Annotated in this window: 9 protein-coding genes and 1 tRNA gene; 4 read left to right on the top strand and 6 right to left on the bottom strand. The window is 70.7% G+C overall.

Annotated elements, in window-relative coordinates; genetic code table 11:
* Nucleotides 1-24 precede the first annotated feature (24 nt).
* Together Sspor_RS25085 and Sspor_RS25080 are read right to left on the bottom strand one after the other, a co-directional pair.
* Entirely contained in the window at nt 25-1,512 is a 1,488-nt protein-coding gene (locus Sspor_RS25085; protein ID WP_202201134.1) for a vanadium-dependent haloperoxidase, read from the bottom strand.
* 339 nt (nt 1,513-1,851) lie between these two features.
* Nucleotides 1,852-3,345, bottom strand: coding sequence for an FAD-binding oxidoreductase (locus tag Sspor_RS25080; protein ID WP_202201133.1), 1,494 nt, complete (start codon nt 3,343-3,345; stop codon nt 1,852-1,854).
* 405 nt (nt 3,346-3,750) lie between these two features.
* On the opposite strand from Sspor_RS25080, the gene Sspor_RS25075 reads away from it, so the two are divergent.
* From Sspor_RS25075 to Sspor_RS25065, 3 genes are all read left to right on the top strand, one after another.
* Entirely contained in the window at nt 3,751-3,906 is a 156-nt protein-coding gene (locus Sspor_RS25075; RefSeq protein ID WP_202201132.1) for a hypothetical protein, read from the top strand.
* Nucleotides 3,907-4,414: 508 nt separating this feature from the next.
* A tRNA-Arg gene (locus Sspor_RS25070) sits at nt 4,415-4,487 on the top strand.
* A 232-nt stretch (nt 4,488-4,719) separates the two neighbouring features.
* Complete coding sequence (locus Sspor_RS25065; RefSeq protein ID WP_202201131.1) at nt 4,720-5,562, top strand: nitroreductase/quinone reductase family protein; 843 nt, start codon at nt 4,720-4,722, stop codon at nt 5,560-5,562.
* Here Sspor_RS25065 and Sspor_RS25060 read toward each other — a convergent pair.
* The 4 genes from Sspor_RS25060 to Sspor_RS41145 form a co-directional block, all read right to left on the bottom strand.
* Nucleotides 5,465-6,811 (bottom strand): ATP-binding protein, encoded by a 1,347-nt coding sequence (locus Sspor_RS25060; protein WP_202201130.1) that lies wholly within the window; start codon nt 6,809-6,811, stop codon nt 5,465-5,467. The two genes, Sspor_RS25065 and Sspor_RS25060, sit on opposite strands and share 98 nt — an antisense overlap.
* A gap of 218 nt (nt 6,812-7,029) precedes the next feature.
* On the bottom strand, nt 7,030-7,233 hold the full coding sequence (locus Sspor_RS25055; RefSeq protein ID WP_237404016.1) for a hypothetical protein: 204 nt from the start codon (nt 7,231-7,233) through the stop codon (nt 7,030-7,032).
* A 125-nt stretch (nt 7,234-7,358) separates the two neighbouring features.
* Complete coding sequence (locus tag Sspor_RS25050) at nt 7,359-9,308, bottom strand: DUF8823 domain-containing protein (protein ID WP_373318821.1); 1,950 nt, start codon at nt 9,306-9,308, stop codon at nt 7,359-7,361.
* Between the two features lie 104 nt (nt 9,309-9,412).
* Nucleotides 9,413-12,079: a D-alanyl-D-alanine carboxypeptidase gene (locus Sspor_RS41145; RefSeq protein ID WP_272934846.1), complete on the bottom strand. Its 2,667-nt coding sequence runs from the start codon at nt 12,077-12,079 to the stop codon at nt 9,413-9,415.
* 186 nt (nt 12,080-12,265) lie between these two features.
* Here Sspor_RS41145 and Sspor_RS25040 point away from each other — a divergent pair, with 186 nt between their 5' ends.
* Entirely contained in the window at nt 12,266-13,000 is a 735-nt protein-coding gene (locus Sspor_RS25040; RefSeq protein ID WP_030390041.1) for a GOLPH3/VPS74 family protein, read from the top strand.
* Nucleotides 13,001-13,118 lie beyond the last annotated feature (118 nt).

The raw sequence follows: 13,118 nt of genomic DNA, 5'->3' as shown, positions 1-13,118 counted from the left end.
ATCGGCTCGGGCCAGGGCGTCGGTTCACTGCTGATGCGGACGGCCCGATCGCGTCGGCTGGAGCGCGTTGGCGAACACGTAGTGGCCGACGTTGGTGCCGATCTCCCTCCCGTCCTCGGCGTCCCAGCGGAAGTGCGCGCCCAGCCACATTCGACTGAACTCGCCCTCCTCGGCAACCTGGCTGAAGCTGTTCATCCGGCGGAACCGCTCGAGGGTGTGCGGGTCCTCGGACTGCGCGGTGAACGAGGCTTCGTCACGGCCGAAGAAGTTCTGCATCGCGACTGCCCACGCACCGGTGAAGTTGGCGTGCCCGGAGGTCCAGGCGATGAAGCACGGGGTCCACGGCGTTCCCGCCCGGTCCGCGCTGAGGGGCTGCCAGTTCGCGTTCTCTCCGCCCAGCGCCTGGATCGCGGACACCGGACGCCATTCGTTGATGGGGCCGTCGAACTTGCTGTCCCAGGCCGCGATCCCGGCGTCCGCCAGGGTCAGCGCCGACAGTGCGAACAAGCGGGTCGTCTCGTACGTGTCGAGCTCGAACTTCTTGGCGACCGTCCCGGTCAGCTGGAGCAGCTGCCCCGGGGGGTGGTAGGTGCCGTTCAGGTCGTGGTCCCAGAACCAGCCGATGACGGTCTGTTCGCGGGTGCGCTCGGTGGAGTCGACGGCACCCACGCGTCGCACCTCGTCGACCTGGCGCGCGTACTCCGGGCTGTTCACCAGCTCGTCGTAGGAAGTGAAGCCGCGCAGGCTGGGAGGCCGGAACTGCGAACCGGAGCGGAGCACGAACGGCTTCACCTTGCCCCAGTTCGGGGTCACCGCGTCGCCAGGTTCCTGGCAGGCCCCTTCGTCGGCCGTCGCCTCTTCGCCCGTCGGCCGCCAGGCTCCGGGTGTGGTGGTGTCGCCGTCGTAGAGCTCCGGGTTGTCCGAACCGTCGTCCGCCCGGGCCTTGTTGATCTGCCTCACCACGCGGTCGACCACGAGGCGGTCGAGGGGGTCGGGGGAGCGGGGGGAGCGGCCGGTCCGGGCCTCGTACCGGGCGTCGATGAAGGCCCGGTCGCCCGGGTACAGCTCGGAGAGCATCCGGTACGCCGTGCGGTCGATCAGCCGCTCCTCTTCGTCCGCGCGCGGCTCCGACGAGTCGGTGGCGTACTTGAGCGGCCGGTTGAGGTACGGCTCGTACTTCATCGTTCCGTACGTGTTCTGGTAGGCGCTCTCGGCGTTGTAGATGGCCGCGAAGACCATGGCTCCGGATCGGGAGAGTTTGCCGGGCGAGGCGTCCCAACCCCGCGCATTGCGGAACGTCTGAAGCAGGACCTTGTTCCAGTACTGCGTCGGATCGCCCTTGCTCTCCGGCCCGGCGGCAGCCTGCGGCGCAGCGGCCGCCACCGGACTCAGCCCGGCAAGCAGGGCACCGGCCACGACGACGGCCCGGAGCCGTCCCAGGCGCCTGCCGGCGCGGGACTTCGAGCGCGGGAGCGCGGACTTCGCGGCCGACTGACGGCCGGGGTTGGGCATGGGGGGCACAACATTCCCTTCGACGTCGCTGATCAACAGTGAAAGAGCAATGTCGGAAATATCAAGATTTGAGTGAACCGCGCCGATATGGCGACGCTCTTGTGTTCATCGGTATGTACGCGGAAATGCTCATCCGATCGCGGTCGCGATGGGCGGGCAGCGCACCAACTGGCCACGAACGGCCGCAACTTCCCGAGCGCATGCCGTCGCCGCCGCTGGAATACCCGTCCCGCCCGCCCAAGCCGAGCCGTGGGCGACCCGTTCAACCCGGCGGAGGCCGTCGACGCGGCTGCGCCCCCTCACCGGTCGGGGGAGGGGGCGCAGGCCCTGCTCCGTTCATCAGGACGCGGGCGGAATGCTCTGCTCGTACTTGAAGACGTTGTGCGGGTCGTACTCCGCCTTGATCGTGCGCAGTCGGTCGAAGTTGGATCCCCAGTAGGCGGTCTCCCAGTCCTGCATGCCCACGTTCGGCACGTTGACGTAGGCGCCGTCCACATAGGGACGCAGGGCCAGGCTGAATTCGGCGATCCAGGCCTGGGCCTGCGGGGTGAGCGGGTCGCAGACGCCCGGCTCATCGGAGCGGGTGCCCCAGCCGGCACCGGGCTCGGAGTAGAAGAGCGCGTCACGGTGCGGGAACGCGGTGCCGCCACGGGGGCTCTTTCTGACCGCCCCGCCGAACGCCTGCGCGAAGAAGTTGCTGTCGTCCGTGGGCGCGTCCTGCATGAACGAGACGATCACATCGATCGCCTTGCTCGGGAACGGCTTTCTGGTGAACTGGGAGTAGAACTTCCAGTTCGCGGGTTCGTCCGCGGTCGGGATCTGGAAGCCGGAATACACGTCGCCCCAGTTCCCCACCTGCACCGCCACTTGCGGGCTGTCGATCGACAGGAGCGGCTCCAGCAGCTTCTTCGCCTCCGCCGGTGTTCCTTCCGCGAGGACCCCGAACAGGAAGATCTGGTTCCGGTGGATTTCGAGCTGGGTGCCGAGGCGGTCGTCGAGGTACGGCGCAGTGCGCTGATAGGTGTCGAAGAGCCTGCGCAGGTCGCCGATTCCGGTCCAAGTGGCCTGCAGGTACGTAACGCTCTTCAGCGGGGCCACTCTGTAAGTGAGTGAGGTGACGATCCCGAAGTTGCCGTTGCCGGCTCCGCGCAGCGCCCAGAGCAGGTCCTGGTTGTTGTGCGGGTCGACCTTGACCACCTTGGCGCACTCGTCGCCTTCCGCAACCACGATCTCAGCACCGATCAGGCTGTCGCAGGCCATGCCGAGCCAGCGAGTGAGGAAGCCGAAACCGCCGCCGAGCGTCGCCCCGGACAGGCCCACGGTGCCTTCGGTCCCCGTCGTCACCGCGAAATTCTGCTCCGCGAGCGTGGTCACCGCTTCCAGCTGGCTGAGTCCGGCGCCGACCGTCGCGATACGGGCGCCGCTGTCGATGTGGACCGACTTCAGCTCGCTGATGTCGATCACGAGACCGTTGTCGACGTTCGACCAGCCCTCAAGGCTGTGGCGGCCGCTCCGGACCCGTACCGCGACGTCGTTCTGCCGGGACCACGTCAGGGCGTTGACCACGTCCTGGGTGTTCTGGGCGAAGACGATGACCAGCGGGTAGTGGGAGAAGAGCTGGTCCCAGCCGAGGCGGGCTTCCGTGTACCCGGCGTTGTCGGGGCGGACGATGCGGCCGGTCAGCTTCGCCGGCGGGCACTTCGTGTGCTTGGGGGGCTCGCTCACGGCGCTCGCACCGTGGGCCTCCGCCGTCGTGACGCCTTGCGCGACGACCGCGCCGGCACCGGCGACCGCGGTCGCCTTGAGTAGTTTGCGACGGGAAAAGTCATTCATAATCCGTCTTTTTCCTCTCGGCCGCCGGTAGGCGCGAATAATTCCCTTACGGGCGATTTCGGTGATGTGGACAGTAGCAAGGACGTCTGCTGTGGGCTGCGTCGACACACTCGCGATATCGGCTGTAGGGGCTGACGCCGTAGCTCCGCAGCGCGAACCCGATGTGCTTGGCTGGTGATACGGCAGCAATACCGGGCCGTGGATGGGCTGCAGTTCCTCCGGAACCCCCGGGGGTGGGCCCACGCGTAGGTGATTTGAGTATCAGCTACTCATTCTTGATATTCCGTGAAGGGCATAGCGTTTCGGCCGAATGCAGGATGAACTGCCCTCGACCGTGCGGCGGCCGTCGTCGGTTACAACGGGCAGGGCGATCCCCGTTACACGGACGGAGGCCATCGCAGGGAGATGCCCGCTGATCCGGTCACCGGAGAGATCCGCAACCACCGTGGAGACCCCGCAGCCCGCACGTACAACGAGAACGGCGAGAAGGCGAAGAAGAAGGTCGCGGTACGAAGTGGTTCTTCGCCTCAGGCCGTGACGACGGGTTCTGGACTCGCGTGATCCTCTCCTTCTCGCACGTCGCCGGTGGTGAGTACGAGGACGAAGCGGCGGTCGCGGTACGGGAGTTCACCGCCCTCAAGAGCGCCCTCCGAGATCCGCAGACCCCCACAGACAGCGCGACGGCCGTACCCACAGAGGGCACGGCCGTCTTTCCTCGCCCGGACTCGCAGACGACCAGAGCCACCCCCGGACGCGAAACGGACATCCGGAAGCGCCTCGCCCAACGCACCTACCGTCCCGACAGAGGCGCCGCGGACCCGGCATCACCGAAACGCGCAGGTCACAGGGCCCGAGATGGACGTGGCCGAGCCGCACGCCAATCGAGGCGACCTCGGGCAGCCTGATCCGCTAGGCTGTCAGCGGTCAGTCGGCTACCAGGCGTGTGCCCGGGAAAGTGTCCGCGAGGACGCTGCCCCCTCCGCGTACGCACGCAAGCTGACCAGGACGTTTGTCCGTCCGAGTCGGGCGGCCCCAGCGGGGTTTCCGGCAAGGTTCGCGACAAGCCCCCGCCTTCGTAGCTCAGGGGATAGAGCACGGCTCTCCTAAAGCCGGTGTCGCAGGTTCGAATCCTGCCGAGGGCACGGACGAGGCCCCGCGGTCGATATCGATCGCGGGGCCTCTTCGCGTTGTGGTTACATGGCGTACGTGTCGCGTGACGCCGCCTACTGAGATGTGGGCCGGGCGGTGGTTGGGCAGGCACCTGTTGGTGAAGGACCGGGCCCATGGGCATGTATGCCACCGGCTACGGGTGATCTCCCTCGGTTGTTTTCGCTGCCGTCGCACGCACGCACACCGTGAGGGATACAACACTCCATGTCATCGTTCAATCACACCGTCATCGAAGAGTTCAGGGCGAACGCCGGCCAGGTCGGCGGGCCCTTCGCGGGTTCCGAGCTGATCCTGCTCACCACCACCGGCGCCAGGTCCGGGAAGCCGCACACCGTCCCGCTCGGGTTCGTCCGCGGGGACGGCGGCGGGGAGTTGCTCGTCGTCGGGTCCGCCGCCGGGGCCGACCGGCATCCCGCCTGGTACCACAACCTGCTCGCGCGTCCCCTCGTACAGGTCGAGACCGGGGCCGAGGAGTACGAGGCCGTCGCCGTCCCCGCCGAAGGGGCTCGGCGGGACGAGCTGTTCGCGAGGATCGTCCGCGCGGAGCCCGGGTACGGGGAGTACCAGGCGGGCACCCGCCGGGTGATCCCCGTCGTCGCGCTGCTCCGCACGCACGGGGCCCCGTCCCGGGAGGGCGGGATCGCCGGGAAGCTGCTCGACGTGCACGGCTGGCTGCGGGCGCAGCTGGCCCTCGTACGGGACCTCGCGCGCGCGGAGCCGCAGGGCGCCGGGGCGGCCTCGCTCGGGCTGCAACTGCGCCAGCACTGCCTCGCGTTCTGCCATTCGCTGGAGTTCCACCACCGGAGCGAGGACGCCGGCCTCTTCCCGTACCTGGAGCAGCGGCATCCCCCCATGCGGGAGTTCTTCCGCCGGATCGGCGCCGAGCACGCCACGATCGCCCGCCTCCAGGCGGAGCTGGTACGCGCGCTGGACGCGCCCGGTGCCGGATTCAGCGAGCGGGTGGAACGGATGAGCCGGGAGCTGGAGGCTCATCTCGACGGCGAGGAGGCGCAGTTGCTGCCGGTGCTGCGGGCCCTGGAAGCGTGACGCGAGCCTCGGCGCCGCCCGCCTGCCGGTTGCGGAAGGTGAGGGTGGCGCCGAGGACGCGGGCCTGGCCGGCGGCGATGGTCAGGCCCAGCCCGTGGCCCTTGTTCGTGCCCTCCGTACGGAACCGCTGCGGGCCGGTGGTCAGCAGGTACTCCGGATAGCCGGGGCCCGAGTCCGTCACGGTCAGGGTCCGGCCGTCGACCGTGAGCGTGACGGGGGCCTCGCCGTGACTGTGCGCGTTGGCCACGAGGTTGCCCAGGATCCGCTCCAGACGCCGCCGGTCCGTGTCCACCCGCAGGGCGCCGCGCGGGCCGCCCACCTCCAGGGCCGTGTCGGTACCCGAGGCGCGGATCGTGCGCGCCGCCAGGTCGGCCAGGTCGTGCGAGTCCAGTTCCAGGCGTTCGCCGCGCGTCTCCAGCCGGGAGATCTCCAGCAGGTCCTCGGTCAGCGAGCGCATCGCCCGGACCCGGTCCCGTACGAGCTCGGCCGGGCGGCCCGGCGGCAGGAGCTCGGCGGCCGCGTTCAGGCCGGTCAGCGGGGTGCGCAGCTCGTGGGCGACGTCCGCCGTGAACCGCTGCTCCGCTTCGAGCTTGCCCTGGAGCGACGAGGCCATGGTGTCCAGGGCCCGGGAGACCGCCGCCACCTCGTCCTGGCTGCGCGTGCTGTCGGCGACCCGCGCGTCCAGGTCCCCGCTGCTGATCCGGCGTGCCACCTGCGCGGTCAGGTGCAGCCGCCGGGTGATCCGGGTGACGACGAACGCGCCGATGAGGAGGGTGCCGCCGATGGCGAGCGCGGAGGAGCCGAGGATGGCCCGGTCCAGTTCGGCGATGGTCCGCTCGCTCGCGCGGAAGTCCACGGAGACGGCTATCGCGCTGCCGTGCGCGGCGGGCCCGGCGGCCCACATCACGGGCCGGCCCCGGTAGCGGCCGACTGCCGTACCGCGCCTGCCGCCGACGGCCAGGGCGCGCAGCTCCGGCGGCAGTCCCGCGGGGTCGATGCCCTCGCCGCGCGGCATGCGTGCGCCGGTCTCGTAGGCCTCGATGCTCCGTTCCAGCCGGATCAGCGCCTTCTCGCGGGCCGCTCCCACGGTCTGGTGGGTCATGGCGCCGTGCACGAGGCAGCCCAGCAGCGCCGCGAGTCCGCAGCACATGAGGGTGATGAAGACCGTGGCCTTCCAGGTCAGGGTGGAGGTCCAGGCGGGCAGCCGCGGGCGCGGCGGCAGCCGCTCGTCGCGCTGCGTGTCGTTCATGGTCACGTCACGGTAATGGGCGATCCCCGGCGGGTGACCGGCGGGATCCGGCCGGATCGCACCGGATCCGACCGGATCAGGCCGGAATCAGGCCAGATCGCGGCGGATGCGAGGCCCGCCACGGAGCGGATGCGGCGCACGGAGCACACGAAGCGCACGGAGCGGATGCAGCGCACGAAGCCCTTCCGGCTCGGGCCGGAAGGGCTGTGCCATCACGGTCAGCTCAGGCCACTGCTGCGTTCGCCGATACGGTCGCCCTGCGGAGTGCCGGCCCGCTTGAGGGCGGCCTTCGTGTGCGATCCGCCCTTGACCTTGCTCCGTACCGGACCGCTGAAGCCGTGTCCCGGACCGCGCGGCGGTTGCGCCGTCTCCTGCGCCTTCGCGATGGCCGCCCGGACATCCCGCTTCTGCTCTTTGTTCATCCCGTCGTCAACTCCTTCGGGAAGCACCCAATCGGACTACTCGGATCGTATGCACATATACGGACCCACGCACCCGGACCGGTGTGCAAAGAATTCCGATCAAGGGCGTCGGCCGAGAGCCTCGATCAGGGACGCGGCGGGGCCGGACGCTTCGGCTGGCCCAGCGTCTGGTGCACCAGGTCCTCCGGGCAGGGCGTCCCCCGCGGCAGCTGGTACTTCGCCGCCACCCGGTACTGCCCCGGCGCCGGCGCCAGCAGCTCCGTCCACACGTCCCCGGTGTCGTCCGGAGCGGCCTTGAAGAGGCATCCCGCCGTGTTCGCGTACTGCTTGCGCAGCGCGCCGCCCTCCCCGCTCCCGCCCCGCGCCTTCGAGGCGAAGGTCTCCTGCGGCGGCGGTACCGCCTTGCCCGCCGCGTCCACGAGCCCCAGCCACGGCGAGTGCGGGATCCGTACGAGGACCCGCCCGGGCTGCTTCACGTCGACGACCAGCTGGTCGGCGCTCGCCCGCACCACGGTCGCCGGCCCGGCCACCAGGTCGGTGGGCTGCTCGACCTTGAAGAGCTGCCAGTTCGCGTCGCCCCACACCTGCTGGAGGTACGGGAGCCCGCCGCGCACCAGCTTGGCCTCGTCCTCACCGCCCGAGTCGGGTTTGTCGGCGGGCAGCACCACGTAGTGCACGGCCCAGCGCTCCAGCCAGGCCCGGTAGCTGTCGGCGCCGAGGGTGTCGTCGTAGAAGAGCGGGTTGCGCTCCAGGTCGGCCTGCCGGTTCCAGCCGCGCGCGAGGTTCACGTACGAGGGGAAGGCGGAGGACTCGCGGTGGCTGCTGGCGGGGACCACCTCGACCCGGCCGCGGTCGGCGCCCGCCTTCTGCAGCTGGTCGACGAGCGGGGCCAGCTCCCGGCTCCAGGCGGCCAGCGGGGTGGTGCGGACGATGTCGGTGACGCTGTTCGTGGTGATCCAGGCGTTCAGTCCGACGAAGGCCAGCAGCACCGCGTACCAGCGCCGCGAGCGCGGGAGCTCGTACGGGAGGGCCGCGAGCAGCGCGACCCCGCCGAACAGCATGACCATGCGGGTGACGTTCGAGCCGACCTGGGAGTCGATCACCCAGGTCAGGAAGACCCCGAGGGAGTAGACCGCCGAGGCGATCCGGACGGTCTTCCAGCGCCTCGGTACGAGGAAGACGATCAGCAGCCCGAACACGAACGGGAGCCCGGCCGAGCCGATCTTCATCGGCTGCGTCCCGGAGAACGGGAACAGCCACGCCGACAGCCCGACCACGGCCACCGGGGCCAGCCCCAGCGCGTACGCGCCCGGGCGCCGCCGGCTCAGGAACAGCGCGGCCGCGATCACCCCGAGGAAGAGCCCGGCGACGGGGCTGGCGGCGGTCGCGAGACCGGCCAGCGGGGCCGCCACCGCGGCCTTGGCCCAGCGCCGCTCCGCCCATTTGCGGGGCCAGCAGAAGACGGCGGCGACGGCGCCCAGCGCGAACATCACGCCGAGGCCGAAGGTGACGCGGCCCGAGAGTGCGTTGCAGAACAACCCGTAGACCCCGGCCAGGGCGGGCCACAGGGGTTCGCGCACGGCACCGCGGCAGCGGGTGAGGATCAGAGCGAGCAGCCCGGCCGAGACGGTACCGGCGACCATCATCGTGGTCCGGACGCCGAGCATGTGCATGAGGTACGGCGAGACCACGCTGTACGAGACGGGGTGCATGCCCCCGTACCAGGCGAGGTTGTACGCGGAGTCGGGATGACGGCCGACGAACTCGGCCCAGGCGTCTTGCGCTGCGAGGTCACCGCCGCTGTTGGCGAAGCAGAAGAACCAGACGACGTGCAGCAGCGCGGCGAGGACGGTGGCGACGATCACCGGACGGCGCCGGGCCCCGTCGAGAACGGCCCCCAGCGGGCCGCGGGGCGGCCGTATGCCTCCGGGCACGGGCACGGAGAGCCCCCCGGACCCGGCGGACCCGGCGACCACGGTGGGCGCGTCGACCACGGTGGGCGCGTCGACCACGGTGGGCGCGTCGGCCGACGGGATGGCCTCCTGGCGCCGGCCCTGCTGCTCAGCGGTGGTCACTGCCGCACTCCCCAACCCATGAGTCCACGAACTTCCCGGGAGCCAAGACGTGGCCCGGCGCCCCGGGGTTGCCCGGGGCGCCGGATCCACGCTCTCACCGGATGTCAGCCGACGCGCGTCAGCTTGCTGCCGATGCCCGGCGCGGCCAGTTCGGTCTTGAGCGCCACCGGCACCTTGACCTGGCTGGCACCCTCGCCGACGGTCAGCAGGCCGACCTCGGTCCCGGCCTTCGCGGTCTGCGGCAGCTTGCCGCCGCCGTCCGCGAGCTTGATGGACACCGTCAGCGAGGCCCAGCCGACCGCCTGCACGTCGGCGGTGGCCACGACCGGCGTGCGGCCGCCGAGCCCGTCGTCGACGTAGCCCACGACGTCGCCCTTCTTCACGACGGTCGCTCCGTCGAGGGACTTCTGGGTGGCGACCATCAGCTCCTTGCTCGCGGCGAGCACGGTGTCGATGATCGACGGCTTGTGCTGGCCGAGGACGGCTCCGACGATCAGCTGGTTGGTGTTGCCGACCTTCTTCTGCGCGGCGAAGAGCAGGTTTCCGCCCGCCTTGGTCGTCGTACCGGTCTTGATGCCGAGCGCGCCGGCGGGTCCGGTGAGGCCGTTCCAGTTGCGCCAGCTCTTGCCGGACGGGTCGACCCAGTTCGGCTTCTTGGTGATGTCGAGCAGCGTCTCGATCTCGACCAGCTTCAGGCCCAGCTTCACCTGGTCCTCGGCGGTGCTGACCGTGGTCGCGTCCAGGCCCGAGGGGTCCGTGTACGTCGTGTTGGTCATGCCGAGTTCCTTGGCGGTGTCGTTCATCTTCTTGACGAACGCCTCCTGCGACCCGGAGTCCCAGCGCGCGAGCAGCCGCGCGATGTTGTTGGCCGACGGGATCATCAGGGCGGCGATCGCGTCGTACTCCGTGATCTTGTCGCCCTCCTTGACCGTGTCGAGGGTGGACTCGTTGTCGGTCGAGTTGTTCTTCTTGCCCTCGGTCTCGGCCGTCTTGTCGACCTCGATCATCTGGCCCTGCTCACCCTTCTTGATGGGGTGGTCGCGCAGGATGATGTACGCCGTCATCGACTTGGTGACGCTCGCGATCGGCACGGGCTTCTGCTCGCCGGACTGGCCGAGCGTGCCGAGACCGGCGGCCGCCATGTACGCCTGCCCCTCGGTGGGCCACGGCAGCTGGGGCTTGGCGCCCTCGAAGGTGTACGAGGACTTCGCGGTCATGACGAGCTTCGGCTCGGGCAGCGGGCGCACCAGCTGCACCACGGCCAGGATGACCGCCAGGAGCACGACGAGCGGCGCGTAGATCTTGACCCGCCGGATGGCGGTGCGCATCGGGCTCGGCGGCGGGGGCGGGTTGTTGGTGAGGTCCGCCAGCATGTCGAGCGGCGGCTTGGGCGGCAGCGGCTGCTGCGTGGTCCGCTCGGAGTGGTCGAACCGCGCGGCGGCGGGCGGAACCGGAACCTTGGGCCGCTGCCCGGCGGCGGGCTTCGGCGCGGGCGCGGTCGCGGGAGCGATGCCCTCCGGACGCAGCGGCACGAAGGTGCTGCCCTTGGGCGACTCGGCGTCGGGCTTGACGTCGGCGGGCTTCGCGCCGGTCGGCTTGGCCTCGGCGGGCTTGGCCTCGGCCGGCTTGGCGGCGAGCCTGGCCTCGGCGGGCTTGGCCAGGTTCGGCCTGGCGGGGGCGGGCTTGGCGGGGGCCGGCTTCGGGGCCTGCGCCCCGGCGGCGGCGTCCGCCTTCGGGACACGGAAGACGGCGGTGCGCTCGCTGTCCGCGGGCTCTTCGGCCTTCGGTTTCTCGGCCGCGGGGGCCGGCTTCGGTTCCTGCTTCGGTTCCTGCTCCGGCTCCGGCTTCGGCTTCGCGGCGGGCGCCGAGGCGGAAGCGGAAGCGGAAGCGGGCTTCACGGCGCGGAACACCGCGGTGCGCTCGCTGTCCGCCGACTCATCGGCCTTCGGCTTCTCGGCCGCAGGCTCCGTCCGCTCCGCCGCGGGAGTCGAAACGGAATCCGTCTTGAAGGCACGGAACACGGCAGTGCGCTCACTGTCCGCGGGCCCTTCGGCCTTCGGCTTCTCGGCCGCGGGCTTGGGCGCGGCAGGCGTGAAGGCGCGGAACACCGCGGTGCGCTCACTGTCGGCGGGCTTTTCGGCCTCGGGCTTCTCGGCCGCGGGCTTCGCCTCGACGACCGGAGCGGGGGCAGCGGAGGATTCAGAAACGGAATCCGAGCTGGAGTCGGAATCGGGGTCCGGAGCCTCGGTACGGGCATCCGGTGCGCCGGACTCGGCGGCGTCGGGCTCGGCGGCGTCGGGCTCGTCCGCGCCCGCCTCGTCGTCCACCGAAGCGGAATCTTCGGCTTCGCTCGCAGCGGCATCGGCGCCGTCGGCGGAGGCGACCCACGCCGCCACCGCGTCCCGCAGCGGATCCCGCCCGCCGGCTCCGGCCTCGGGCTCGGCTCCGGCCTCGGCTCCGGACTCAGCTCGGGCTTCGGCCCCGGACTCGGGCTCGGGCTCGGGCTCGGGCTCGGGCTCGGGCTCGGGCTCGGCCCCGGCCCCGGCCTCGGACTTGGCCTCGGCTTCGGACTCGGCTCGGGCATCGACCTGAACATCGACACCGGCACTGGCACCGGCACCGGCACCGGCACTGGCACCGGCGGCCACGGCCGCGCCGTTCTCGGGGTCCCGGGGCCGGAACACCGACAGCCTCGGATCACGCTCCGCGGACGACTCCGCCGCCCCCGGCGCTCCTTCATCTACCGACTTGTCGGGGGACTCGCCCGCCACCGTTCCTCCTCCATCGCCGCCACGTCCGGCTGTCCGAATGTCTAACAGTGTCCCGTCTCGGGAGCATCGCCCCCGTGCGAGACGAGAACGACATAGCTGCGGGTTCCCCCACAAAGCGGCCACGCGCTCTCGACAGATGAATGTGAGAGGCGTCACCCTGTCACTCATCCACGCGGGGAGGCATGGATGGGCAGGAGCCGCAGAACAATTCCGGAGGAGCTTCTGCTGCTCGCCTTGGACCCGGCCACGGGTACCACGGCGCAGCCGCAGTCGCTCGACCTCGGCCTGGCCGGGGCACAGCTAGTGGAGCTGGCTCTGGCAGGACGGATAGCCCCTGATGGGGATCGTATCGCCGTGGTGATGCCACGGCCGACAGGAGATCCGACTCTGGACTCCGCACTGGAACTGCTGCGCAGGCGCGGCAGCCCGGTACGGGCCGTCCACTGGATCGGCGGACCCCGGCTGGGGCTCCGCCAGATTTACCTCGCTCATCTGGAGCGTTGCGGCATGGTCCATGCCGTCGCGGGACAGATGTGCGGAGTGCTGCCGACGACTCGCTACCAAGCGACGGACACGGAGATCAGCCGGGAGATCCGAGCCCGGCTCGACAGTGCGATCCGCACCGGCGTACCGCCGGACCCGCGGACCGCGGCGCTCGCCGCACTGGCCCACGCGGTCGGACTCGGCAAGCACCTGTACCCCGGCAACGAGGGGCGGTCGTCCAGATCCCGGCTACGGGACCTGATCCGGCACGACCCGATGGGCGGACTCGTGGCGCATGCCGTGATGGACGTCCAGAACGGTGTGGCCGCACAGCCACGCCGTGACCGCGCACCCGCACCGCCGGCCCGTGCCACGGCGAGCAGCGTTCCGCTGCAGCCGCGCCGGACGGGCGCGATGGCCCGCGCGGCCGCGCACTGATCCACCCCGCTCCACCCCCGTTCCACCGTTCCACCCGTTTCACCGCACCACCATCGCAACGCCACCGCCCCGACCGACGTCCGCGAGGACGCGGTCGGTTCGGGAGCCGCCAGCGCGC

Source organism: Streptomyces spororaveus (assembly GCF_016755875.1).
Classification (GTDB): Bacteria; Actinomycetota; Actinomycetes; order Streptomycetales; family Streptomycetaceae; genus Streptomyces; species Streptomyces spororaveus.
The sequence above is the reverse complement of the archived record's forward strand: the minus strand, read 5'-3'. Positions and strand labels throughout refer to the sequence as shown.

What these genes read in the sequence shown, in the direction of transcription:
- Sspor_RS25075 (WP_202201132.1), top strand. Translation starts at nt 3,751, where the DNA reads ATGCCCGCTGATCCGGTCACCGGAGAGATCCGCAACCACCGTGGAGAC.
- Sspor_RS25065 (WP_202201131.1), top strand. Translation starts at nt 4,720, where the DNA reads ATGTCATCGTTCAATCACACCGTCATCGAAGAGTTCAGGGCGAACGCC.
- Sspor_RS25055 (WP_237404016.1), bottom strand. Translation starts at nt 7,233, where the DNA reads ATGAACAAAGAGCAGAAGCGGGATGTCCGGGCGGCCATCGCGAAGGCG.
- Sspor_RS25080 (WP_202201133.1), bottom strand. Translation starts at nt 3,345, where the DNA reads ATGAATGACTTTTCCCGTCGCAAACTACTCAAGGCGACCGCGGTCGCC.
- Sspor_RS25040 (WP_030390041.1), top strand. Translation starts at nt 12,266, where the DNA reads ATGGGCAGGAGCCGCAGAACAATTCCGGAGGAGCTTCTGCTGCTCGCC.
- Sspor_RS25060 (WP_202201130.1), bottom strand. Translation starts at nt 6,811, where the DNA reads ATGAACGACACGCAGCGCGACGAGCGGCTGCCGCCGCGCCCGCGGCTG.
- Sspor_RS25085 (WP_202201134.1), bottom strand. Translation starts at nt 1,512, where the DNA reads ATGCCCAACCCCGGCCGTCAGTCGGCCGCGAAGTCCGCGCTCCCGCGC.